At 45.6% G+C, this 26,518-nt stretch carries 21 protein-coding genes; 11 read left to right on the top strand and 10 right to left on the bottom strand.

All coding sequences use genetic code 11. The annotated features are described in order from the left end of the window. Positions 1–52: 52 nt before the first annotated feature. The 7 genes from GO495_RS00360 to GO495_RS00330 form a co-directional block, all read right to left on the bottom strand. Positions 53–1,186: a TlpA disulfide reductase family protein gene (locus GO495_RS00360; RefSeq protein ID WP_157297725.1), complete on the bottom strand. Its 1,134-nt coding sequence runs from the start codon at positions 1,184–1,186 to the stop codon at positions 53–55. Positions 1,187–1,277: 91 nt separating this feature from the next. Further along, a complete protein-coding gene (locus tag GO495_RS00355) occupies positions 1,278–2,594 on the bottom strand; it encodes a sugar porter family MFS transporter (protein WP_157297724.1) in 1,317 nt (438 codons plus the stop codon). 203 nt (positions 2,595–2,797) lie between these two features. After that, positions 2,798–3,145 carry a hypothetical protein gene (locus GO495_RS00350; RefSeq protein ID WP_157297723.1) on the bottom strand — a complete coding sequence of 116 codons (348 nt, stop codon included), beginning with the start codon at positions 3,143–3,145 and terminating at the stop codon, positions 2,798–2,800. Between the two features lie 329 nt (positions 3,146–3,474). After that, on the bottom strand, positions 3,475–4,317 hold the full coding sequence (locus GO495_RS00345; RefSeq protein ID WP_157297722.1) for an aldo/keto reductase: 843 nt from the start codon (positions 4,315–4,317) through the stop codon (positions 3,475–3,477). A 72-nt stretch (positions 4,318–4,389) separates the two neighbouring features. After that, positions 4,390–5,310 (bottom strand): glycoside hydrolase family 43 protein, encoded by a 921-nt coding sequence (locus GO495_RS00340; RefSeq protein WP_157297721.1) that lies wholly within the window; start codon positions 5,308–5,310, stop codon positions 4,390–4,392. A gap of 9 nt (positions 5,311–5,319) precedes the next feature. Further along, positions 5,320–7,758 (bottom strand): glycoside hydrolase family 95 protein, encoded by a 2,439-nt coding sequence (locus GO495_RS00335; RefSeq protein ID WP_157297720.1) that lies wholly within the window; start codon positions 7,756–7,758, stop codon positions 5,320–5,322. A gap of 109 nt (positions 7,759–7,867) precedes the next feature. Then, positions 7,868–9,415 carry a GH39 family glycosyl hydrolase gene (locus GO495_RS00330; protein ID WP_157297719.1) on the bottom strand — a complete coding sequence of 516 codons (1,548 nt, stop codon included), beginning with the start codon at positions 9,413–9,415 and terminating at the stop codon, positions 7,868–7,870. A gap of 325 nt (positions 9,416–9,740) precedes the next feature. Here GO495_RS00330 and GO495_RS00325 point away from each other — a divergent pair, with 325 nt between their 5' ends. The 10 genes from GO495_RS00325 (at position 9,741) to GO495_RS00280 (ending at position 22,831) form a co-directional block, all read left to right on the top strand. Then, complete coding sequence (locus tag GO495_RS00325) at positions 9,741–9,935, top strand: hypothetical protein (RefSeq protein WP_157297718.1); 195 nt, start codon at positions 9,741–9,743, stop codon at positions 9,933–9,935. Positions 9,936–9,972: 37 nt separating this feature from the next. Next, positions 9,973–11,730 carry an ABC transporter ATP-binding protein gene (locus GO495_RS00320; protein ID WP_157297717.1) on the top strand — a complete coding sequence of 586 codons (1,758 nt, stop codon included), beginning with the start codon at positions 9,973–9,975 and terminating at the stop codon, positions 11,728–11,730. Positions 11,731–11,743: 13 nt separating this feature from the next. Continuing rightward, positions 11,744–13,600 carry a transcriptional regulator gene (locus GO495_RS00315; RefSeq protein ID WP_157297716.1) on the top strand — a complete coding sequence of 619 codons (1,857 nt, stop codon included), beginning with the start codon at positions 11,744–11,746 and terminating at the stop codon, positions 13,598–13,600. Positions 13,601–13,665: 65 nt separating this feature from the next. After that, positions 13,666–15,006, top strand: a complete 1,341-nt coding sequence (locus tag GO495_RS00310; protein ID WP_157297715.1) for an NAD(P)/FAD-dependent oxidoreductase — start codon at positions 13,666–13,668, stop codon at positions 15,004–15,006. A gap of 192 nt (positions 15,007–15,198) precedes the next feature. After that, positions 15,199–16,638 carry an exodeoxyribonuclease VII large subunit gene (gene xseA / locus GO495_RS00305; RefSeq protein ID WP_338075335.1) on the top strand — a complete coding sequence of 480 codons (1,440 nt, stop codon included), beginning with the start codon at positions 15,199–15,201 and terminating at the stop codon, positions 16,636–16,638. Continuing rightward, positions 16,616–16,822, top strand: a complete 207-nt coding sequence (xseB, locus tag GO495_RS00300) for an exodeoxyribonuclease VII small subunit (RefSeq protein ID WP_090101636.1) — start codon at positions 16,616–16,618, stop codon at positions 16,820–16,822. The genes xseA and xseB overlap by 23 nt, the downstream gene beginning before the upstream one ends. Positions 16,823–17,088: 266 nt before the next feature. Then, positions 17,089–18,345, top strand: a complete 1,257-nt coding sequence (locus tag GO495_RS00295; RefSeq protein ID WP_157297714.1) for a TolC family protein — start codon at positions 17,089–17,091, stop codon at positions 18,343–18,345. Position 18,346: 1 nt separating this feature from the next. After that, complete coding sequence (locus GO495_RS00290) at positions 18,347–19,348, top strand: efflux RND transporter periplasmic adaptor subunit (RefSeq protein ID WP_157297713.1); 1,002 nt, start codon at positions 18,347–18,349, stop codon at positions 19,346–19,348. A gap of 10 nt (positions 19,349–19,358) precedes the next feature. Further along, positions 19,359–19,658, top strand: coding sequence for a DUF190 domain-containing protein (locus tag GO495_RS00285; RefSeq protein ID WP_157297712.1), 300 nt, complete (start codon positions 19,359–19,361; stop codon positions 19,656–19,658). 23 nt (positions 19,659–19,681) lie between these two features. Next, a complete protein-coding gene (locus GO495_RS00280) occupies positions 19,682–22,831 on the top strand; it encodes an efflux RND transporter permease subunit (RefSeq protein WP_157297711.1) in 3,150 nt (1,049 codons plus the stop codon). Positions 22,832–22,928: 97 nt separating this feature from the next. On the opposite strand, the gene GO495_RS32500 is transcribed toward GO495_RS00280, so the two are convergent. Beyond that, positions 22,929–23,636 (bottom strand): response regulator, encoded by a 708-nt coding sequence (locus tag GO495_RS32500; protein ID WP_157297710.1) that lies wholly within the window; start codon positions 23,634–23,636, stop codon positions 22,929–22,931. Then, on the bottom strand, positions 23,633–24,661 hold the full coding sequence (locus GO495_RS00270) for a sensor histidine kinase (RefSeq protein ID WP_157297709.1): 1,029 nt from the start codon (positions 24,659–24,661) through the stop codon (positions 23,633–23,635). The genes GO495_RS32500 and GO495_RS00270 overlap by 4 nt, the downstream gene beginning before the upstream one ends. A 180-nt stretch (positions 24,662–24,841) precedes the next feature. Between GO495_RS00270 and GO495_RS00265 the strand changes: the two genes are divergently transcribed. Further along, entirely contained in the window at positions 24,842–25,585 is a 744-nt protein-coding gene (locus GO495_RS00265; RefSeq protein ID WP_157297708.1) for a DUF3108 domain-containing protein, read from the top strand. 71 nt (positions 25,586–25,656) lie between these two features. On the opposite strand, the gene GO495_RS00260 is transcribed toward GO495_RS00265, so the two are convergent. Then, entirely contained in the window at positions 25,657–26,493 is an 837-nt protein-coding gene (locus tag GO495_RS00260) for an SDR family NAD(P)-dependent oxidoreductase (protein WP_157297707.1), read from the bottom strand. Between the last annotated feature and the right edge of the window lie 25 nt (positions 26,494–26,518).

The raw sequence follows: 26,518 nt of genomic DNA, 5'->3' as shown, positions 1-26,518 counted from the left end.
TAAAAAAGCCGCTTCCCAAAGGAAACGGCTTTTATATAATGTGAATATAGTATTAGTTAGGTAACAACTCCGCCAGCTTTTTATCCAGCGCTTCCCCTCTCAGGTTCTTCGCTACGATCTTACCCTGTGGGTCCAGCAGGAAATTCTGCGGTACAGATCTTACTCCATATAACTTAGCTACGGCATTATCCCAGTATTTCAGGTCAGAAACATGTGTCCAGGTAAGACCATCCTTGTTGATGGCTTTCAGCCAGGCATCACGACCAGCAGGCTGGTCCAGGGATACACTCAATATCGTAAACTGCTTCTCCTTATACTTATTAAACGCAGCCACTACATTAGGGTTTTCTGCACGGCAGGGACCACACCAGGAAGCCCAGAAATCTACCAGTACATATTTACCCCTGAAATCCGACAGGTTCACCGGCTTGCCCAGTGTATCGTTCTGGGTAAAAGCAGGCGCTTCTACGCCAACCTCTGTTTTCTTCCAGCTACTCAGCAATGTGGCATATTCCTTTCCACCCTTACTGCTCCTTACATCAGGAGACAATTTATTAAAAATAGAATCGAGCTGTTTCAGATTGTCCGGTACACCGCCGCCATAACGCTGCAGAGCGTCCAGGCTGATCAAAGATTTAGGATTTGCTTTGATAAATGCCAGGTATATCACTTTCTCATCAGCATAGATCGCTTCGCTCTTTTCTTCCAGGCTTTTCTGGAAAGCCTCTGACTGGCGTACTTCCTCAGTAGCACCATAGTACTCTGCACTCAGGGCCTTATTCCTGGCCATGATTGGCTCCAGTTGCTTAGTCAGACGCTGGTTATCCTCATTGATAAGAGAGCCGCTGAATTTGGCTTTCTGCAGGGAATCAGGACTGTTCAATACAATAGTACCCTTATCTACATAAAAATACATGGCATCACGCTGTCTTGGATCAGGCCCCGGTAACGGATGCTTTAAGATCAGCATCGCATTGGAAGGGCCATCTACCTTTCCTTTAATTTCAAATGCACCATCCTTCAGTTCAGAAGAATCCTGTATCTGCGTAGCCCCATCACGGTACATCAGGTATATCTTAGCAGGCGCATTCAGACTACCAATCTTCCCTTTCAGTACAAAATCACCCTTCTGGGCGAACAGTACCGCCGGAGAAAGCAGCATCGTAAATAATAATGTTTTGGTCATGTTGGTTTTGATTTTACGTTGTGCCTAAAAATAGGATTTTTAAATGAAGTGGGAATGCCATTCATAAAGGCGCTCTCACCATTCATCCCCCCTACTCTATACCCAGGTCTTTCTGGATCTCCTCAAGAGACCGCCCCTTTGTTTCCGGCATCATCTTCCAGATAAAGAGCAGTTGCAGCAACATCATACCACTGTAAAACACGAAAGAGTAAAACCCGCCATGTGCACTCCCCTCAACAATTACAGGGAATGTCCAGGAAATAATGGCCGCCATGATCCAATGGGTAAAACTACCCAGTGAACCTCCCTGGGAACGTACAGAATTAGGGAATATTTCAGAGATAAACACCCAGATAACCGCTCCCTGGGAGAAGGCAAAGAAAGCAATGAACCCGATCAGGTAAATCAGCACATTACTATTAGCACTGTGTGCATCCCTGAATGCATAGGCAGTCAGCGCCAGGAAAACGATCATCCCCACAGATCCTATGAGCATCAGCGTTTTACGGCCAAATTTATCAATCACTGTCATCGCCAGCAGCGTAAACAGTAAATTGGCCGCGCCTATATACACCGGTTGCAGGTAAGCGGCACTTTTATCAAAACCGGCCATTTCAAAAATACGGGGAGCATAATAAAGAATGGCATTGATACCGGATAACTGGTTGAACATCGCCAGTAACACCGCATACAATACCGGTTTGGCATATCTTTTCTGAAACAGTGATTCCTGGTGCGACTTCACCGATTCACGGATCGCACGTACAGCTCCAGGCACATCTATCTCCTGTAGTTTACGCATCACAGGTATCGCTTCTTCTTCCCTGTTATTCAGAATCAGCCAGCGCGGACTTTCAGGAATGGTACGCAGTAAGATCCAGAACAGTCCGGCGGGAATCACCATCACACCCAACATCCAGCGCCAGGCTTCATCACCCAGTCCTGCAAACAGGAAGTTAGTGAGGTACGCAATGAAAATACCTCCTACAATATTCAGTTGAAAAGACCCTGCCAGCCTTCCGCGCAAATGTGCCGGAGCTATTTCAGAGATATACATTGGGCCTACCACCGAGGATGCCCCTACTGCAATACCTCCGGTAAAACGGAAAAATACGAACAGCAGCCAGGTGGAAATAGAAGCACATCCTACAGCAGATAACAGGTAAATAACCGCAATCGTGAGCAGTACTTTTTTACGGCCGTAAATCTTCGCAGGAGTACCAACTACCAATGACCCCAGTACAGTGCCGATGAGACTGGAAGCAACTGTAAAGCCATGCCAGAAAGAACTCAGCGACCATAACTTTTCTATTATTTTATCCGCTCCGGATATGACAGCGGTTTCAAAACCGAATAAGAAACCTCCAATGGCGGCGATTAATGCTATTCTAACTGGGTAAGAGAACATGTTTGATTGATTATTGATTATTGATTGTTCGTGGATATTTGCGACGTGGACTAATTGACGAAAAAAGTAAACATAAAAAACTACATATGCAATAACTGGTTATATTTTCTCTCCTGAATTGACCGGGCAAAGAGACAAGCAGTAAATTAAAAGAGCCTGTATCGTACGATACAGGCTCTTTTAATTTACTACACTATGAATGATTAAAACGGACTAAAAAATTCAACAATCCAGTATGGGTCCCATGTCGCATGGTGCAATAAAACTGATGAGATACCGGTTGCACTTTGCATACCGGTGAATGTATAAGTGTTGACACCATCATAGGTGGAATACCAGGTACCAACTGTAGTAGCCCCCAATTTAAAGGTAATTGAAGAAGTATAAACAGTATAAGTGTAGGTACCACCTGATCCATCTACGGTACCTGTAAGAGGCAGATCGACGAATTTTGCAACATTCTCTTTAACATTTACGAAAGGTGCAGGCTTGAAGCCAGACATACTAAATAATGTGCACAGCAATAGTGCAACAGGCAATAATTTCTTCATAGAATTGAATGTTTAAAGGGTTTGAAAAAATCTTTGTGTGTTTTAAAAATGATTTATAATAACGGGTACTACTACGTAATTGGCCATGAAGGAACGGTCAGGGAAACTTTCACTGCCTTTTAGCAGGAAGATTTACAACAGTAAACCGGACATTGAGAAATACAATCGAACAATGCGGAAACAAATGGCTTCATGAGGAAGTGGGTTGGGTCAAAAATTAATACCGTATTAAAGTTATACTTTATAACCACATCCTGTTATTCCAAAATAGCTATTATAAAAAAGGTTGATCTTTTTAAGACCAACCTTTATAACACATCAAACATTAATTATTTAGACAACTCTGCAAATTCTTCTTCTGATAATTCAATCCTGGCTGACTGTAAATTCTCTTCCAGGTGATCTATTGATTTGGTACCAGGGATCAACAGTATATTGGCGGAACGTTTCAACAACCACGCTAATGCGATCTGCGACGTTGTAGCGCCATGTTTAGCTGCAATCCTGTCAATCTTTTCTGCTAATTTATCAGGTCCTGAAGCCAACGGGAACCAGGGAATAAATGCCATGTTACGTTTAGCCGTATAATCCAGTATTTCTTCCCATTGCCTGTTACCCAGGTTGTATAAATTCTGAACGGAAACAATCGGTATCACTTTTTCCGCACGCTCTATCTGTTCTATATTTACCTCTGATAAACCTACATACCTGATCTTTCCGGCCTTCACTGCTTCTACTACAGGACCCAGTGTTTCTTCTACAGGAACTGCAGGATCAAACCGGTGCAACTGCCACAGATCAATCGTATCTACTTTTAAACGCTGTAAACTGCCTTCTATATTTTCCCGGATATAATCAGGACGACCGTTAGGTACCCACTGGTTTGGACCAGGACGATTAAACCCGCCCTTCGTGGCAATCACGAGGTCCTTCTTATACGGATACAACGCATCAGCTATCAGGCTCTCATTTAATTTTGGCCCATATGCTTCTGCTGTATCAATGAAATTCACGCCGGATGCTACCGCACTTTGCAATACTTTTTTCGCATTTTCCCGGTCTGCTACTTCTCCAAACACACCGGTTCCGGTCAACTGCATAGCGCCATAACCAAGACGATTGATTTCCAACTGACCTCCCAGTTTGTAAGTCAGTGATTGTTTAGTTTCCATCTTTATTTATTTAAGCAATGAATTTAAAAAGACTTTTCAGTCTTCATTGCCGCATTATACATGCCAACTTTTCTAAAGTAGCCCTTGTAATTCCTGCTCACTAACTGTGAAAATCGTCCCGTGGCGGATTCCCTCAGGCAAACTGATTTTATCCGACACATCGGTCCATTTCTGCCTGTCAGACGACAGAATGACACCGTAACGATGGTCCTTATAACGGTCGAAATAGATGAGCCAGTCCTTTCCCAGCTGTAATGTAGTAGGCCCCTCTGCCCAGTAATTACCGGTAATAGGGAGACCCGCTTTGCTGTAAGGCCCTGTAAGTTCGTCACTGTATGCCAGACGCAGGTTCTTCTTCGCAGGTTCTACTGTCTCATCCTTCATCACCATCATGTATTGCCTGCCTGCTTTCACAATAGTTGCATCTATCACATTAAAGCCAGGTTCGTACAGCAACTGAGCGGGAGAATATGTTTTGAAATCTTTCGTTGTCACATAATACAGGCGATGATTATAACTGCTTTCCTTACCGGATAAGGTCTCTGTGTATTTACCCGTGACCGTTGTAGCCCAGTAGATCATATAAGTGCCGGTTTTCTGATCGTAGGTGATCTCAGGAGCCCAGCAATTCCTGGCGCCGGCTTCCTTTTCCATTACAGGCACATACTCCTGCTGCGACCAATGGACCAGATCTTTGGAACTGGCATATCCTATCCCCTTATCATTCCAGCTCACTGTCCACACCATATGAAACAATCCATCCCCTCCCCTGATAATACAGGGATCGCGCATCAGCCTATCCTTACTCACCACAGGCGTCAGAAACGACTGATCATTCTTCAAAGCAGCCCATTTATACCCATCTTTACTATATGCAAGATGTAACCCATCTTCCCCATTCCCCTTGAAATAAGCAAACACATAAACATGCTGTGCCGTGCAGGAAATTACGGTGATCAGTATCACCAGCATACTTAAAAAACTTCTTTTCATTTCGCTAAGTTACTTTATCAGGAATGTATATTCTTTCCCTTTTTGTGCAGCCACATCATATAAAAATGTTTCCGGTAATGTAAACGGTTTCACCTTCGCCGAATCTGCAATTAACGGTTGTGTGACCACAGGTGTCTGGTAAAAAGGATTCGGATTATCCCCCACAGCAGCCTTCAATACAACTCCCTGCAACTCATTAGGGACACGTAAGCGGCAATTGCCATCTAAGTTAGCCCTGATCACCACCTTCACGACCTTCCCCTCTTTCCATTCAAGATCCGTAATTTCAAACCCGCCTCTTGCCCTCAGGCCTTTTATACTACCGCTTTTCCATGCCGCCGGTAAAGCCGGCAATAACTGTATAGCACCATCATAACTCTGCATCAGCATCTCCGTAATCCCTGACGTACATCCAAAGTTCCCATCTATCTGGAACGGTGCATGTGCATCAAACAGATTGGTATAAGTACCACCACCGCCTTTAGTCCCTACGGGGCTCAGCTGGTTGGTAATTAATTTCAGCGCATGTTCTCCATTCAGCAAACGCGCCCACCAGTTTACTTTCCAGCCCATGCTCCAACCGGTAGAGATATCTCCGCGCTGTAATAAAGTGGTATTGGCAGCGCTGTATAATGCAGGTGTACGGTATGGAGAAATCTGTGAAGAAGGAAACAATCCATACAGATGAGAAATATGCCGGTGATGATCTTCCGGATCATCCAGGTCCTGCATCCACTCCTGCAACTGTCCATACTTCCCTACCTGCATAGGCGGCAGTCTTTTACGGATGGCCTTCAGCGTATCCGTAAAGGCAACATCTTTCTGTAACACGGCTGCTGCATTAATAGCAGCCGTCAGCATATCAAATACGATCTGGTTATCCATCGTTGTACCGGCATCAAAAGAAACGCCTTTCCTGAAAGCAGGTGCATTCTCCGGAGAAGTACCGGGATTTACGACCAGCCATTTATGTACAGGCTCTTCCTGCAGGTCATCTACAAAAAACATCGCAGCTCCTTTAATAGCAGGATACACCTCTTCCAGATATTTCTTATCTCCGTTATACAGATATCTCTCCCATAAATGCTGACTCAGCCACGCGCCTCCCATACTCCATATACCATAGAAAATATTATCTACCGGCCCTGTAATACGCCAGATATCTGTGTTATGATGTGCCACCCATCCCCTTGCGCCGTATACGGTACGGGCTGTACCCTGCCCCGTAACAGATAATTCTTTCACCATCTGTATCAACGGCTCATGCATCTCCGGCAGGTTGTCTTTCTCTGCCGGCCAGTAATTCATTTCAGTGTTAATATTGATCGTGTATTTACTATCCCAGGGTGGTTTCACTTCGGCATTCCATATACCTTGCAGATTGGCTGGCTGCCCACCTGGCTGAGAAGAAGAGATCAGCAGATAACGGCCATACTGAAAATAAAGCGATACGAACTGCGGATCATTTACATCCGCAAATTTCTTCAATCGTTCATCTGTAGGTGCAACTGCTGCATCAGACGTACCCAGATCTATTTTCACACGATTAAAATAATGCTGATAGGCAGTGATATGTTCCTCCAATAATTGCGGGTATGTTTTCTTCAATGCAGCGGTGAGATAAGCGGAAGAACGTTTCACTTCATCTGCACTGATATCCTTATAGTTTACATAGTTCGAAGCAATGGAAATATAGATCAGCGCTGTAGTAGCATTGCTGATAGTGACAGCAGTATCAGTAGTCATGATTTTCCCGCCCGGAGCCATAATCCTGGTAATCCCGTTAAATTTCACCTTTCCTTCCACGCCTTCATGACCAGCCGTTGTTCCATGAATAACCAGCTCATTGCTCTTTGCTTTGATACTAACATTCGTTTGCGGAGTAGATAAAAATGCGGTAAAGGCTAACGCTCCCGGTACACTGCTGGTCAGTTTTACAATAATAGCCTGTGCAGGCACGGACGCAAATACTTCTCTTTTATAATGCACCCCGTTTACGGTATAAGTAGTAGTGGCCACGGCTTGTTCAATATCCAGTTCCCGGTAGTAATCAGTATATTTCTCATGCCCGGGGAAAGTCAGGTTCAAACTTCCCACCGGCTGGAACATCTGCCCATTGGAAGCACGGCTTTGTACTTTCTCACGGGCCAGGTCCTGAGCCTCTTTCTGTTTACCCGCAAAGATCAGTTTTCTTATTTCCGGTAAAGCTGCCAGCGCATCCGGGTTATCGTTACGGTTAGGACTTCCGGTCCATACACTGGATTCATTCAACTGAATACATTCCTGTGCAGGATTGCCGTATACCATGGCTCCCATACGACCATTACCAACAGGTAAAGCTGCTGTCCATGTATTACCGGCAGGCTGCCGGTACCATAACTTCAGGGGTTGTTGTGCAAATGTTTTCAGTGTGAGCAGACTCACAAGCAGAAGGGTTAATCTTTTCATAACTGGAATAGTTGCTTATAATAAATAAAGCCACCCCTCCCTGATGCCGTTAAAGCAGCAGACGAGAGTAATGGCGAAGACTATCAGCACAGCCTCTGTAATCGTTATTTTATTTTACCTCATCTATCAACACTACATCCCATGATCTCAATGTCATTCCCACCTGCAATATCCCTGTCGTACTGGCCAGGATCTGCGCTTCTTTCACCGCCATTGCCATCTGTTGTAATGTCTGTATCTGATCTTTTGCAGGAGATTCCGGGCTACCTGCATCTTTAAAAGCTTTCAATGCATTCCCGTTATCACGGTCCAGTATCTCCACATTAAAGCGTGCATCAGGATGCGTACCCGTGAGCTTAAAGTTAAAAGCCTTGTCCTCGCCTACACTAAAAAGCGCATCTGCCGCACCCATCGGAACTGTCTTTATTGCAGCCGGTAAATTATATAAAATAGCGCTTAATCTTTTAGAATCCTTATGTCTTGTAACGACAATTCCATCTTTATTATATAACAACTCATCCCCCATTGCATGCAACATGCGGTAAGCATGGAAAGACGGTTTGGGAATACTAAAATTGTTTACCAGTCCTACTCCGCCATGAAAAGCATCGCCTGCACCTGTTTCATCATACCCGTCGGAGAATGAGGAATAAGCCAGGGAGTCCACTAATCCTATACTGTCTGCATTTACTTTCACAATGTATGCCGCCACCGGTAATCCATCATGCATAGCATCATGGACAGATGCACTGGAATTCCATTCTGTACAATGGATCTCTGCCTGCGGGAACGGACTCTTACGCACCACGCCATTCAACCATAACAGGTCTTTGGAAGTTGCATCCAGTTCTCTTGGCTGACCGCCATTGGCCGGATAAGGATGCGTGGACACAAAGTCTACCGGTAGTTTCTCACCCGCACAATATGCCAGGAACTCCTCTATCCATACACCTTTCCCATCTGCGCCAAAGCTGCCCGTAGCAGGGCCGCCTACGCGCAAACGCGGAGAAACTGCTTTCAGGGCAGTCGCCGACGCTTTATACAATTCAAAGTATTGCGCTTTGGTACCATCCCAGAATGCACGCTGATCAGGTTCATTCCACACTTCAAAATACCAGGTGCTTACTTCTTCTATTCCAAAACGTTCTATACAATGTTTGGCAAAACTGGTCACCAGGTCTGTCCATTTCACAAAGTCTGCCGGTGGGGTAACATGTGCTTTCCACCACAACTGTGAAGATTGTCCGCTACTGATGTCTTTTGGGAAAAAGCTGAGTTCCACAAAGGGTTTCACGCCCGATTTCAGCATCTTATCATAGACCTCATCCACATATTGCCAGTTATATACCGTCGTTCCGTTGTTGTTTTTTATGACAAACATATCATCATGGAATATTCCATGCAGACGTGCATATTCAAATCCACAATGTTTTTTACTGAATTGTAACTGCTCCAGCCAGTTTGCTCTTAATCCCTCACTTGCCCGGCCTGCGCCTACTGTTTTGGTCCAAAAATTAGTAAATCCTTTCCCTGGTCCCTTTCCATCAATAACAAGCGGTGTGTCCTCCCAAAATGCACCTGCTTTCGTAATCCCAGGCAACAACGCACTACCTGCCGCTGTAACTATTGCCTGTTTTAGAAAATTTCTTCTTTCCATATATATAGGGTTCGTTTAATAGTATAGTTAGTATAGTGCTTCATCCCTTTTTTGTTTTTCATAGTCGGCGTGGGAATATTGGCTGATTATATAATACCACTACATGCGAAAAATGTATTACAATGTACACCTTTTTATGAAACATGCAAACGTTTGCGCAAGTCATTGATAATTACTAATATATGACAAAAATTTGCTACGGTTCCTAAATTACTCAATCTATTCAATAAAATCAACATATTTATACATCTATTTTAAAAATAGTTTCCAAATGCCTTATTTAAGGGGGGCATACAATTTGTATTATCCCTGTTAAAGACCTACAATGGAAAAGCGAATACTCGGTATTATCCTCAGTTTATTAGGCGTGGCAGGCCTTATTATGGCAGCCGTCAACTTCATGAACACCAGCGGCGGAGCCCGGAGTGTGAAGTCAATTATCATCTTCGGCATACTCGGCGCGGTATTCTTCTTTGCCGGCATCGGACTTATCAGGAACACAGCAGACAAACCGTCCTGACACCCGATAGTGGTGTAGTTTTTGCGCACTTTGCGGCATGAAGATCTTCTGGAACTACATGCGTCCCCACCGCTGGCTGATACTATTATCGCTATTGCTGGCAGGGACAGGACAGATAATGACGATGATAGATCCTATGATCTTTGGGAAGATCATCGATAACTACGCCCTGCATCCAAACGGCCGCCCGGAGAATGAACTGGTAAAAGGAGTTTCCTTCTGGCTGGCCGTGGCAATAGGCGTTGCCATGGTTGCCAGGCTGGCAAGGTCCTTACAGGATTTCGTCATGCGCAAAATCGTTCAGCGCTTCGGCATGCAGGTATTCAACGACGGACTCAAACAAACATTACGCCTCTCTTTCCAGGAATTTGAAGAACAACGCAGCGGAGAAACCGTTGCCCTTTTACAAAAAGTACGTACAGACACTGAACGCTTTATCAACTCCTTTATTAATATCCTTTTTTCTTCCGCCGTTGGCATCGGCTTCCTCATCTGGTACGCCATCAATAAACACTGGGCATTGGTGCCGGTATTCTTTTTTGGCGTAGTGGTACTGGGGACCCTCACAGGTATGCTGAGCAGAAAAATGAAAAAGATCCAGCGGGCCATTAATAAAGAAACCCTCAAAATGTCGGGCTCTATTACAGAATCGCTGAGGAACATAGAGCTGGTGAAAAGCCTGGGCCTTACCTTTCCTGAGATACGCCGCCTGCGCACATTTACAAAGAATATTTATGACCTGGAGATGAAAAAGGTAAAGCAGGTACGTACCCTTTCCTTTTTACAGGGTACTACCCTCAACCTGCTGCGGCAATCCATCCTTTTCATCCTCTTATGGCTCATCTTCCATAAAGTATTAAGCACCGGGGAACTGATCACCATGCAGTTTATCTCCACCACCATCTTTAGCCCCCTGCAGGAGCTGGGTAGTATTATCCTCTTTTACCGGGAAGCAGAAGGCTCCCTGCTGCTATTTGACCAGCTGATGCATAAACCGGTGGAAGAACGCCCTGTTAGTCCTACAGAACTGGGAACCCTGGACCGTATCCGGTTTTCCAACATCGTATTCCGGCATCAGACGGCTACTCAAAATGCCCTGGACGGCATCAGCTTCAGCGCGGGCATGGGCGATACCGTCGCCTTTGTGGGGCCCTCCGGCTCCGGGAAGTCTACCCTGGTAAAACTGTTGCTGGGGTTATACCAGCCGGTATCCGGCGAAATCTATTTCAACGACGTTCCTTCCAGCGAAATCCGTTATAACCAACTGCGGCGCCAGATAGGATTCGTTTCCCAGGATACCCAGCTCTTTGCAGGTACCATCAAAGACAACCTGCTGTTCGTAAAAGCAGATGCTACCGATGCCGAAATGCTGGAAGCCCTGGACAAAGCCTCCTGTACCCAGTTACTGGCCCGCTCTCCCAACGGATTAAATACCGTACTGGGTGAAGGCGGATTAAAATTATCAGGGGGAGAGAAACAACGTATTTCCATCGCCAGAGCACTTATCCGCCACCCGCGACTGCTCATTTTCGACGAGGCTACGTCTGCACTGGATTCCCTCACAGAAGAAGCCATAACCGATACGGTACGCAGCATCTCCGCCCGCCGCGAACAGATCAATATCCTCATCGCCCACCGCCTGTCTACTATCATGCACGCAGATACTATCTATGTGCTGGAAAAAGGGAAAGTAGTGGAAACCGGTACCCACGAAGAACTCCTGGAAATTAAGGGGTTATATTATGCTATGTGGAGACAGCAGATAGGCGAAAGACGCAATATATCAGCAAACTGATTATTTTTGTACGATGCCAACTATTCGTAAACGCCATATTCTGGGGATCATCCTCATATTGTCATGCCACTTACTGAAAGCACAGTCTATTCTTACAGATTCCCTGAAAGATGTACTTGCACGGAAGGAAACGACCGTGGAGAACCGTATCATGGCCACCGCACTACTGGCTAAGATCGCCGGCAACAGGGATGTTAAAACGGGCATAGGACTCGACCAGCAGGCGCTCGTCATGAGCAGCACTGTCAAAGATCCCCAATACCGCTCCTTCATATATGGCTGCCTGGTACACCTCTATGAACTTAACGACAGTACTCAACTGGCCCGCAAAGCAGTAGACAGTGCTATCTGGTATGCCGATAAATCTGGTAATAAGGCCTCCAAAGGATTTGCCATGTATCGCAAAGGATGGTTACAGGTGATGGAAGAACAGCCCGACAGCGCCATGAAAAACCTGTTAGAAGCACTTCGCTACCTGGATGGACAAAAAGCATATAATTATGAATGCGGTATTTATTATTTTATTGCGGGTATTTATGGCGACTGGAATGATCCGGAGAATGAATTAAAATATGCCCGCCTCTGTTTACAGAAAGGACTACAGGCACAAACACCAGACGAGATCTGTATGGGATATCAGTCGCTGGGCAGTTACTTCATCATACAATACCGCAAACAATCTAAAAGCATACAACTCGACTCCGCATTATATTATAACAGGCAGGCGCTCTCAATAGGGCTGCAACAACACGAACGCTTCGTTATCAGCAGCACACTGGCATTGGTAGCATTGAACACCGCCAATATTTATGCAGAGTTTTATCCTGATAAAAAAGACAGTGCCATCAAATATATCAACACGGCCCTTTCATTAGCAAAGGAAACCACACAGCAGGAAATCGTGGCCAGCTGTTACGGTATGCTAAGCGATTATTCCGTGGCGGCAGGTGATTATAATCAGGCAGAATTCTTACTCCATATGAGTTTGGAAGCCATAGAAAGATTCCCTTCCGGCAGCAGCGTTACCAAAGCCCGTATCATGCAGGCACTGTCAAAAGTAGCAGAGAAAAAAGGGGACAAAGCCCAGGCTTTAGAATATTATAAACAATACATCGATTTTTATAAAACGGCTTTTGATGCACAACAACAGGCCACTGCAAAAAAATTAGAAGCACAATATCAATCCGAGAAAAAAGAAAAAGAACTGGCGCTTTTACAACAACGTGCCGACTTTAACAGAAAACTGAACTTCTTTTATATTTGCCTGGCAGCGGCTGCCCTGTTTGCATTAATTTTCTTTTTCCGTGCTTATCATTTTCGTTTAAGAGCTTCTCTGCAACAATCATTATTAAATGAAACAAAAGCGAAGCAACTGGAACTGCAATTACAATTACAGGCAGAAGCAACAGCAAGATTAGAAGCAGAACAACAACTCTTGCAGGAAAGACAGGAACGCCTGCAGAATGAACTGCTGGCAGGCGCCTTACAGGTGGAAGAAAAGAATGAATTATTGCAGACGCTGCAAAAGAAAATCACCACACATAACAGCGCAGATCCGGTATTAAGACAGATGGACCGCATCATTACGGATAGCCGTAAAATGGATGAGGACTTTGAATCTGCCAAATCAGACTTTGCAGATTTACATCCCGAATTCAGTACACGCCTGCAGGAAAAAGCAGCAGAAAGTCTTACCCGCCTCGATCTTAAATACTGTGCCTACATCAGGATGGGATTATCCAATAAAGAAATCGCCAGCCGGCTGGCAGTAGAAGCAAAAAGTATCCGCATGGCACGCTATCGTTTAAAACAAAAACTAAACTTACAAAAGGAAGAAAGTCTGGATACTTTCCTTAGCACAATTGTGTAGTCACATTCATTCCCCCCACAGGGCATGGTTTTTGGGCCTTCCATTATAAACAAAATCATTGTTTTATGGAAATGAGGCAAATCACGCTGAATATCCCGGATACGCAAAAACCCAGGGTAGTTATCATCGGTGCCGGCTTCGGCGGTCTAAATGCTGCAACCGGTTTATCAGATGATAAATTCCAGGTAGTATTGTTTGACAAACATAACTATCACACCTTTCAACCCCTGCTCTACCAGGTAGCGTCTGCGGGCCTTCAGGCCGATTCTATTGCCGGCCCACTCCGCAATCTCTTCCATAAAAGAAAGGACTTTCATTTCCGCATGCTGAAAGTATTGTCCATAGACCCTGTTGCGAATACCATTAGTACCAGTGCAGGGAATTTAAAATATGATTATCTCATCATCTCCGGCGGGGCCAAAACAAATTATTTCGGCAATGAGAATATGAAGAAATTTGCGTCTTCATTAAAAAGTATACCGGATGCGCTGAACCTGCGCAGCCAGCTCATGCAACTGTTCGAATGGGCCAGTCTGAATTCAGATCCGGCTATAGAAGATCATATCCTCAATATCGTTCTGATTGGCGCAGGCCCCACTGGTGTGGAAATGTCAGGCGCCTTATCTGAACTCAAAAAGCATATTCTTCCTAAAGACTATCCCCGGCTGGACTTTAATAAAATGCGCATTTACTTACTGGAAGGATTGGACAGAGTATTACCGCCCATGTCTCCCAAAGCCAGTGCGAGAGCACAAAAAGACCTTGAAAAGATGGGGGTGAACATCCGTCTGAAAACGATGGTGCAGGACTACGACGGGGAAACAGTTACCATCAGGGACGGCGAACCTATCAAATCATTTTGTGTGATCTGGTCTGCCGGAGTAACCGGAGAAACAATGCCCGGATTGCCCGCAGAATGGGCAGAACGTGGACGTTTGTTAACAGATCTCAATTGCCGTATCATTGGCAGCTATAACATTTTTGCCATAGGGGATATCTCCATGATGAAATCAGATACATATCCCAAAGGTCATCCCGGTGTGGCACAACCCGCCATACAAATGGGGAAATATTTAGCGAAGAACCTCTGGGCATTACACCAGCAGCAACCCGTAAAACCATTCAGATATTTTGATAAAGGATCTCTGGCCACCATTGGCAGGGGCAAGGCCGTAGCAGACCTGCCGGGAAATATTATGATCGGAGGCAGGATTGCATGGTATATCTGGCTCTTTGTGCATATCACCTTCCTCTCTACCTTCCGTAATAAAATACTGGTACTGACAAACTGGATCTGGAACCTTTTCACATACGACAAAGGAAACAGGCTGATCATAAGACCTTATATCCGCAAGGGAGATGAGAAAGCCAGAGCAGTATACGCGGAGAACGAGGTCGGCAGTTAATTCCATTAACGAATTGTTTAACCAGTTATTAACCTTATTACGCAGGCAATCGCATAATTTGCTGCTATATAAAAAGTAGCTACCGCAGCTTTTTAGGATTTGTTTTCATAACGTGGAAGTATATAACGATTGCCTGTTCAGGCGGTCGTTTTTTTTGTGCATGCCTTATAAAACGTACCTTTGTTGCCGTACGTGAATACAAATCCATACATAACATTATCGCAATTAACAGCGGCTATCCAGGGCACTATCAGAAATGCCTTTTCCGGAAAATCTTTCTGGGTAGTAGCAGATATTACCGGCCACTCTTATTATCCAGCCAAAGGATTTCACTTCTTTGACCTGGTAGAAAAAGATCCGCAAACGCATCAGTTAACGGCTAAGGTCCAGGCCAATGCCTGGAGCCAGGGTACCCTGCGCATTAAAGAATTTGAACGCGCCACCGGCCAGCGCTTCGGGAACGATCTGCATGTGCTGATAAAAGTAGCCGTAGAATACCATCCCCTCTACGGATTAAAATTATCTTTACAGGATATTGATACCAGCTTTACAAAAGGACAACTGGAACAACAGAAACAGGCTACCCTGCTGCGTCTCGTAACAGAGTGCGGAGATATCGTCCGTAAAACGGCAGATGGTTATCACACCCGTAACAAGTCCTTACAACTGCAATCCGTTATCCAGCGCATCGCTGTGATCACCTCTTCTTCTGCTGCAGGTTTTGGGGACTTTAAAAAATCACTGAAGGATAACATCCATGGATATACTTTCTACATGGACAATTATTTCACTACCGTACAGGGAGAAGCAAATGTAGCACAGGTATGCGCTCAACTGGACGCCATCAAAGCATCCGGTAAAATATACGATACAGTAGTGATCATCCGCGGCGGCGGCGCACAGACAGACCTGCTCTTATTTGAAAAATTCGAGATAGGAAAAGCAGTAGCAGGTTTTCCTATTCCCATTATAGCAGGTATCGGGCATGAGATCAATGAGACCATTACAGACCTCATGGCGCATACTTCCGTAAAAACGCCTACCATGGCTGCGGAAATGATCATCACGCATAACCGCTCTTTTGAAGATGCCCTGCTGAAAGAGCAACGCAATATCATCATCCGCATGCAGCAGACGGTGTCCGGCCGGCAGCAGCAGTTAACATCCCTGCACGCGCATATTGTAAACCGTTCCCGCGACTTACTCTCCGGTTACAAAGAAGGGCTCAGCCAGTGCAGGCAAACCATCCCCCAATCCGCCAGACACCTGCTGTTAAAACAACGTTCCGGTATGGCGCAGCTTTCGGGGCAACTACTGGCCAAACCCGGACAGGTAACAGCCAGCCGCTTACAGGAATTAATACACATTCGTCAGAATATACAGTCCTTTGCCCGTAAACTACTTCAACAGCAACAGCAGGAATTACAACATCACGCTACAGTGATAAGGATCTTAAGTCCTGCGGCCTTATTGAAAAAAGGCTTTGCCATGGTATATCACAACGGGAAGGTAGTCACAGGGGCCTCCTCCCTTTCAACAGGAGACACTATCACGGTACAACTGGCAGATGCCGCTGTACATGCTACAATCACATCAAAAACGATCATCGATGGAAACGAGTCTGACATATGAAGCAGCCTATAAGGAACTACAGGAAATAGCCAGGGAAATAGAAACAGAATCAGTATCTGTGGACGTACTGGCCGCCAGAGTAAAACGGGCATCTGAACTGATCACTTTTTGCCAGACAAGGTTAAGGGCTACAGAAGCAGAAGTAGAAAATATTATCCAGCAAATGGAGCATAAAACTATCTGATCCGGAAAGTCCTCTTTTCAGTCCCCAAAACCTCTCTTTTTTTTTAAGCCGCCAGCGCCACATCCCTCATGTGGCGCCAATACCCAACTTGCTAGAAATCAAACATTTCTATCTTATTCTTGTTTATACTTATACTATCAACCCATCATGAAGTTTAATATTTAAATTAAAAACTGGTTAAAATCATGCCGGCATATTCTGTTGCTTATCAGCATTGTTAACCTTTGTGTTGGAAATTTAATAAAACTGCGGACAAACAGCATCTCATGAAGCGAACGATCGTCCTGGCTGTAGCAACATTGATACTTTCCTGTATACGATATGTTGCTACCGCCCAAACCACCTACACGCTGGCAGCGGCAATAGATACTGCCAGAGTAAGCAGCCCGGTGTTAAAAGCCCAGTACATGAATATTGGCGCGTCACAGGCAGATGTTATTACCGCTAAACTGCGGCCCAATCCCAATCTGAACAATCAGACCATGCAACTGGTCAGTTCCGATCGGTTTGCCCCCGGTACCAGGTGGTCCTCTAAAGACAACAGGCAGGTATGGTACCAGGTAACCAAACCAATCCAGTGGCCCAACCAACGCAAATACAAGATCGAAACGGCCAACAAGAACGTGACCCTCGCCAGTAATGTCTACCAGGAAAATGTAAGGAACCTTTCCCTGCAGGTAGGTAATAGCTGGATCACATGCTGGGTCTTAAAAAAGCGACTGACATTACTGAATGACAGCAGAGGCAATCTGGATACCCTTGTAAAGATCAATGAGCTTCGGTACAAAAACCAGGTAATCACGCAAACGGACCTCACGAGGACCCGCGTATTACTGGACCAGTACAACCTGCAACTGAGCGTATTTATGCAGGACTATAAAAATGAATTACAAAACCTACAACTGCTCACTGGTACTACCGATAGCGTAGACATCGACACCAGCAGCCTGGTTCAGTCAATAGAACCTACTGCTACCCTGGACAGCCTCATTACGCTGACCATGGAAAACCGTACGGATGTGGTCCTGGCAAAAAGCAACATTGATGAACGCAGCAGCAACATCAAGTTCCAGCAGGCCATGGCCGTACCTCAACCTCAGCTGGGAGTGATCTATAACCCGCAAAACTCGGTGCCTTACATCGGCTTCTACGGGGCTATAGACCTCCCTTTCTTTAACCGGAATCAGGGCGAGATCAAAAAAGCACATATCCAGGAACAACAGGCCGAACAGGAATTGGCCGCTACCCGCCGTCAGGTAATGACAGATGTAGCGACTTCCTACAAAACCTACCAGCTGCAAAAACAAAATCTCAAAAAGTATGAAGGTATCCTCCAACAATCACAACAGATCCTGGACAACGTGAAGTATGCCTACCTGCGCGGTGGCACTACCATCATCGACTTCCTGGATGCCCAGCGCAACTGGTACGATACCCGCCTGCTGTATTATGATGCACTGCAGGCATACTACCAGAGTTATGTACAATTATTATTCGCCACCGGCCTTATAAATCAATTATAATATGCAACGCTATTTTTTAATCGCTACCCTCCTGCTGGCGGGATGTGGGGCTAAGGAACACAAAGCTGCTGTAACAGACAATCCGGGTCCTGCCATTACAAATAACGGACAGGTTATCACCTTTGATGATACCGCCTCTGCCAATACCTTCATCACAGAACCGGTAGGCGACTCTACTCTCAGCGGTACTTTACACGCGCCGGGAAAAGTAGCCGCTACTGTATTACGCTCGGCCGAAGGCGGACAAAATATCGTATTATTCGATAATCCCGACCTGGAAAGCGATTACTCCCAGTTAATACAACATAAAGTAAACATCAATCATATCCGGGAAGTCAATATCAAACAACGTAAAATAGAACTGGACCGTACACAGGACCTGTACGACCATGGTGCTGCCAGCGGAAAAGATATCCTGGAAGCCAGGTCTAATCTCTCCATAGAACAGACCAACCTGGCCAACGAAAAAACACAGCTGATAGAACATGAATCCGACCTTAAAGCAGCGGGGTTCGACCCTGAAGTGCTCCGCGCTACTGCTCCCGGCAATGCCTATGTCATCTGTGATATCCCGGAAAACCAACTGAATAATGTCAGCAAAGGCTCCCCTTGCACCATCACTTTATCTTCTTTCCCTAACACACCCTTTACCGGTCGTGTGGAAGGTATTGCCGATGTGATAGACAACATTACCCGTATGGTAAAGATCCGTATCCGTCTGGCTACTCCCAACAGCGATATCCGCGCAGGAATGTTTGCCATGGTCACCTTCGATGTAAAAGGCGATAGTAAAAACATCAACGTAAGCAGGGATGCCCTGTTGACTTCAGACGGACAGAACTATGTGTTCGTAAAAACATCCCCCACCGCTTTTACAAGGCGTGAAGTACGTACCGGTCAGCAGATCGGCGATCGTATCGCCGTATACAGCGGCTTGCAGAATGGAGATAAAGTAGTTGTGAGAGGCGTCATGCAATTGAAAGGTCTAAGCTTCGGATATTAAAATCTACAACATGTTACAAGCGCAGATATTTATAGATAAAGATGAAGTATTCGGATCACAACCCTTATATGAATTCATCGTACAGTTCTTACTTAAACATAAGGTAGCAGGAGCTACCGCCTTCCGCGGACAAATAGGCTTTGGTGAACATCACCAGGTAAAACGCCCGGATAGCCTGTTTAGTTTCGATGAACCACCGATGCTCATCACCTTCATAGATGAAGAGGAAAAGGTGCTGCACGTATTAAAAGAACTGCGTAAGCGGGTAAGCAGCGGGTTCATAGTTACCGGTAAAGTAGAACGATTCTAGATTTTGATTGAAACACACACGCAATGATTCGTAACCTATTAATATTCTCTTTAAAGAACAGGTGGGTAGTTATACTGATGGGGCTTGGCCTGATGGGCATAGGCTACTGGTGTTTTACCATGCTGAAAATAGAAGCCTATCCTGATATTGCAGATACTAATGTGATCATTGTAGCGCAATATCCCGGTCGCGCTGCTGAAGAGGTAGAGCAACAGGTGACCATCCCCATCGAAAGGGCTTTGCAGAACACGCCCAATGTACTTGACCGCAGAAGCCGCACCATCTTCGGCCTCAGCGTGGTACAGCTTACCTTCACTGATGGTACGGACGATTACTTCGCCCGTCAGCAGGTGAATGAACGACTGGCTACCGCGGAACTGCCGGATGGCGTAGCGCCTGAACTGGCGCCACTCACTACCGCCGTAGGGGAAATCCTGCGTTACGTTGTTGAAGCACCGCCCAATTATACGCCTACAGAGATCAGGGACCTGCAGGACTGGGTCATCAAACCCTACCTCTTACAGGTGCCGGGCATCGCAGATATTACCACCTTCGGGGGGCCGCTCAAACAGTTTCATATCCTCACGGCTCCGGATAAACTGCGTAAATACAGTTTAACCATTCAGGATGTAATAGAGGCCGTACAGAAGAATAACCAGAATACCGGTGGGAATATCATCAACCGCGGCGAACAGGGCTTTGCAGTACGTGGTCTTGGTGCGGTGAAAACAGAACAGGATATCCAGAACATCGTGCTGAAAGCAGCCAACGGCATGCCCATATACCTGCGCGATGTGGCTACCGTAGAAGTAGCGCCACCACCGCCCAGCGGTGTAATGGGCTATACCATCAACGAGACCAAAACAAACGCTAACAACGGTGTGGAAGGTATCATTCTGCTGAGGCGTTATGAAAACCCCAGCGAGGTCCTCAAAATCCTGAAAGAAAGAGTGAAAGACCTGGAACGCGACGAACTGCCTAAAGGCGTGCATCTGCGCACCCTTTATGACCGTAGCTTCCTGATAGACCACTCCCTGGAAACCGTAGGGCATACCCTGCTGGAAGGGGTGTCTATCGTGGTGATCATCCTTATCTTCTTCCTGGGTAGCTTACGCAGTGCACTGGTAGTGGCGCTCACTATCCCGTTCTCCCTGCTGTTCGCATTCATACTCATGCGCCTCACCGGTATTCCGGCAAACCTGTTATCACTCGGCGCTATCGACTTCGGGATCATTGTAGACGGCGCCTGCGTAATGGCAGAGCATCTCATACGAACGTACCGGACGGCGCCACCGGAAGAAAAGAAGCGGGGGATTATTGCCCTCACCCTTCGCTCTTCACAGGAAGTAGGCCGTGAGATATTCTTCTCCGTTACCATCATCATACTGGCATATATGCCTATCCTGCTGATGACCCGCGTGGAAGGAAAGCTGTTCTCTCCCATGGCCCTTACCCTGGCATTCGCGGTAATCGGTTCCATGCTGGCAGCATTGACATTAATTCCGGTGCTGATCTCCTTCGCCTTTAAGAAAGCGTTCAACAATACCGATAAACCCATGAAAGAGCACCGTAACGTGGTGCTTGACTTCCTCAGCAAGCAATACGGCAAGGTGCTGGGCGGCACGCTTAAACGGCCTAAAATGACCGTTATTGTGGGCTTCGGTGTAGTGATCATGCTGGTATTGTTCGGCGCTAAACTGGGAACGGAATTCCTGCCCGAACTGGATGAAGGCTCTATCTTCCTCCGCGGGAACTTCCCGGCGGGTATTACCATCCAGGAGAACGCGCGTTACTCGCCGCTCATCAGGCAGGTAATCGCCAAATATCCGCAGATCTCCTTTGTAATCACACAGGCAGGACGTAATGACGATGGTACGGACCCGTTCCCGGCCAACCGTAATGAAATCCTGGTTGGTTTAAAAGAATATAAACTCTGGAGCGATACCATCTCTAAAAAGACACTCGTTACCAATATCCGTCACGATCTTGAAAAGGCGATGCCATCCGTGAAGTTCTCTTCCGGCCAGCCTATCATCGACCAGGTAATGGAAATCGTGACCGGTAGTGCGGCGGATCTGGCCATCTCCATTGTAGGTGATGACCTCACCATGATGCGGGCGAAAGCAGATACTATCTCCGACATCGTGAAACATATGCAGGGCTCCGAATCCGTGAACATCGAACAGGAAGGCCCGCAGGAACAGATAGCCATTAACATCAACCGGGAAAACGCTGCCCGCTACGGCATCAATGTGGCAGATATCCAGGCGATGATCGAAGCTGCCATCGGAGGTAAAACCATCTCCACTCTTTACGATGGTACCAAACGTTACGACCTGGTCATCCGGTACCTGCCCGGCGAACGCAATACCATCGAATCTGTAAAAAATCTGCAGGTGCCTTCTGCTACCGGTGCACTCATTCCCATGAATGAGCTGGCAGATATCTCGTACGTACGCGGACAAACAAACATCTACCGCTATAACAGCAAACGTATGGTGACTGTCCGCACAAACATCCGTGGCCGCGACCAGGGTGGTTTTGTAGCTGAAGTAAACGATAAGATCAACGCAAAACTGCATATCCCTAAAGGATATTCCATTGTGTATGGCGGTCAGTATGAGAACCTCCAACGTGCGGGCAAACAGCTGTCCATGACAATACCACTTACAATTGTTATGGTTTTCCTGGTACTTTTCATCCTATTCCGTAACATGCCGCAAACCCTTGTTACGATTAGTTGTATCTTGTTTGCACTGGCAGGCGGTATCGTTGCACTGCTTATCAGGGGATACCATTTTAACGTATCCGCAGGTGTTGGTTTTGTGAGCATATTCGGGATATCAGTGATGGCAGGAGTACTGCTTGTCTCAGCCATTAACAGGGTCAGGACACGGCCGGACCTCTCCCTGCAACAGAGCATCTTCCTGGGAGCCAAAGAGCAACTGAGCGCCATCCTCTCCATCCTGATCGTTGCCATTGCTGGTCTTATACCGGCGGCGACTTCCTCAGGTATCGGTTCGGATGTACAAAGGCCCCTGGCAACCGTTATCATCGGTGGTTTAACCAGCACACTGATCTTCGCCCCGCTATTGATACCTGCACTGTACTGGTGGGTAGAAAGAAACAGGTCAGTGAAACATGCTGTTAAAGATGAAGAAGATATAGAATAGGGAACAATACAACAAGGTAAGCCGTCTCAGAAGCAATTTTGAGGCGGCTTTTTTATATGCTTATACAATTGATATACAGCCGGATTCGCTGCTCCATCTACAGTAGTCTCCTGTTAATCATCGCCAGCAACTGCGGACGGCAGGAACTACTCACCGGTAATTTCATATTACCGATCATCACATGATTATCTACGATCTTCTCTAAATGCCGGATATTGATAATATAGGAATTATGTATCCGGATAAAATTCTCCGGTAACTGTTCTTCAAGATCCTTCATCCTTTTATACGCCAGTACTTTCCCATCAGGCAAAACAATGTTCACATATTCCTTCAGTGCCTCAATAAATAAAATATCGATGTAGGCTATTTTAATAATCTGCTTCCCCGACTTGATAAAAATGTAATCAGGTAAATTCTCAGCAGGCGCAACCGGCATAACAGCCGGAAACGATAACACCGCTTTATTGATCGCCTGTACGAAACGTTTAAACGTAACAGGCTTTAAGAGATAATCTATCGCATTATATTCATATCCTTCCAGTGCATAATTAGCAAAAGCGGTCGTAAATATGATCCGTTGTTCCTTGTTTAAAAAAGTAGCCATCTCCATACCCGATAACCCTGGCATCTGTATATCCAGGAACAGCAAATCAGCCTGGTCCGATTGCAAAAACGCCAGGGCTTCAAAAGCATCATAACACTTTTGCTTTAATACCAGTCGCGGTACTTTTCGGATATGATCTTCCAGCAATTGCACCGCATTCGGTTCATCATCCACTATAAGACAGGTAATAGTATTCACAATGGGATATTTAAATGGGCATAGAATAAAGCATCTTTCTCACTTGTTTCAAATATATAACGATTCCCGTACAGCAACTGTAATCTTGAAGTAAGGTTCATTATCCCGCTACCACTTTTCAATTCCGATCTGTAAATCCTGTTAGAGATAACGGCATCCAGCGATTCCTCCCTGATGGTGATAGTCGCCACCAGGAAATTGTTCTCATATCTTTTATCAATACCATGCTTAAACACATTCTCTATCAGGGGAATTAACAACATCGGAGGTATCAGCAGACTATCCGGCTCTCCATGAATATCAAACTGCACCTGTAGCGGATGACGCATCCGTAACTTCTCCAGATGAATATAATCGTGGATAAAATTGATCTCTGTCGTTAACGGTATCAGGTCTTTTGTTCCTTCATCTACAAAGTACCGCATGATATTAGACAACCTCTCCAGCAACACCGCTGTATCCGGGGATTCCCGTTGTGCAACAAAATAAATATTATTCAGCGTATTAAATAAAAAGTGGGGTTGCACCTGCGACTTCAACAGCTTCAACTCTGCTTCTGCTGTTCTTTTTTGTAATAGCTGTTGTTGCTCGCGTACACGGAAATATTCAATGGACAAATGAAATGCGATACTGAAGATGAAGATCAGGATACTGGAAAGAAAATAGGACAGATAATACATCACAAAATAGCTGGAATTCTTATCAGGCATAGGCTTTCCCTTTGAAAAGAATTGAAGGTACAGGGCATTCTGTAATTGCAGCCTGCAAATGGACACCACTATCAGGAAAAGTATGATCAATATGATATAAGCAGTTCTTCTCTCCTTTTCATACAAACGGGGAATAAGCCACATCGCATTCCCATAAATAACGATGGCATAAAACAGGGTAGTTGTAATAGCATAAGTAGCTGCTTCTGCAAAAGAATCATTCTGTAAATATATCCCAAACAACAACAGCAATACAAAAGACCATACGATCCATTGTACTTTGGGAAAAGAGATATGAGAGCTGAAGGAAATCATACCTTCAAATATACTGGTTATCAGCGCCTCGTTACAGCATTTTAAATACTTCCCCTCTTTTTTTCAACGGTTGAGATCTTGAATATTCTCCCCTGAATATTTAAAACTCACCCCTATGCATAGAAATCAATTGTTTACAGGAGATAACAATCGCAATTTCATTTCATAAAACAGATATTTATGAACAGAACTATTGCCCGCATCCTGATCCTGTTTTGCTTCATGCTCCGGTTTTCATTCTACCCATTGCTATATGCACAATCAATACTCAGACCCGGCGACAAAACAATTAACTATGCCCTGTTAAAATCATGCTCCAATACTTATAAAGGCGTGATTTATGATTCTCTTGGAAAAAAAATCATGGAGATGATGGTTATAGACATGATTACCATAGACACCGTAAAAGGCTTGCTGACCAGGTCACAACACCAATACTTCCCGGGTGGTTTTGAAAGGTATGACTCTACTGTTGCCGACCTGAAAACATTGTCTCCCATACGTATGCGTATGGTCACTAACCCTCCCGTTATGCAAATGGACCTTGCATTCAATAACATTGCTGTGCATGCAGTCGTACATAAGAATAATACCTATACAGATACTACCCACAAGATAGATGCAGGTTATTTTGATTCCAACCTCTTTGAATATCTCATAGGATTTTTACCGTATAAAGACGGGTATGCGGCATCAATAAACCTTTACACCTTTGAAAAGAATGGCGCAGATCCGCACCAAATAGAATACGTGGGAGAAGACTTCCTGCCTGGCAGCACCAGCTTCTCTCATATCGTAAAGGTTACCCGCAATGACAATAATAAAAAAGTCACCGAGTATAGCTGGTATGATTCATTAACCGGCACCTTCCTCCGGTTTATCATGCCTTTCAGGAACGGGTTATTTGTAATGAATAAAATATAAGCGCGCTCATTTTAAAACCAGGTAAGCCGTCCCGGGAGTCATTCCCGGGCGGCTTTTTTGTGAATCTCTACTTATTCCTGCAACTGCGTGGAATCTGAAATATCCTTCCACTGTTCCAGTTGCCCAACCATTGCATTCAATTTAGCGGAAGCCCGCATATAAGCATCGCTGCCCAAAAACAGCAATACCGGCGGCTCAGGCATCAATGAGACCTTAATAAGCGCTTCTGCAGCCTTTACAGGGTCACCCATCTGCTTACCATCCATCTCCAGGTACCTGGCATGTGAAGCCCTGATATCCTGATAGTCATCGATCTTGTTCTCCGAAAGCGCCAGCGACTCCTGGGAAAGGAATTGCGTACGGAAAGCACCAGGGGCAACAGCCGTCACTTTAATACCTAACGCCTTCACATCCTGTGCCATCACATCCGACAAGGCAATCACCGCATTCTTCGCGGCAGCATATACCGCCCATCCGACAGCGCCGGCTATACCTGCAATAGAAGCGATGTTCATGATATGACCGGAACGCTGCGCACGCAGGTAAGGCATCGCCTTCTGCATAACGGTGATAGTGGCAAATACATTCACATCAAAGCTGTCTGCAACCTCTTTGCGGCTTAATTCTTCCACTGCGCCCCCAATACCATAACCGGCATTGTTCACGACCACATCGATACTGCCAAATTTCTCATGCGTTGCCTTCATGGAAGCGGCGACAGATGCATCATTACCAAGATCGACTTCCAGGGGAAGGAAATTCTCTTCTGTACCCACTGCCCGGGTCAGAGAAGCAATATTCCTGGAAGTAGCAGCTACCCGGTATCCCTCAGATAGCAGTTTCTTAACCAGGGCAAGCCCCAATCCTTTGGAGGCCCCGGTAACGTACCATACTTGTTTGTTATTCATATAGCAAAGGTAGATAGTCCGGATA

Origin of the sequence: Chitinophaga oryziterrae (genome assembly GCF_009758125.1) — a bacterium.
Taxonomy (GTDB): Bacteria; Bacteroidota; Bacteroidia; order Chitinophagales; family Chitinophagaceae; genus Chitinophaga; species Chitinophaga oryziterrae.
This window is presented reverse-complemented; position numbering and strand designations above follow the sequence as displayed.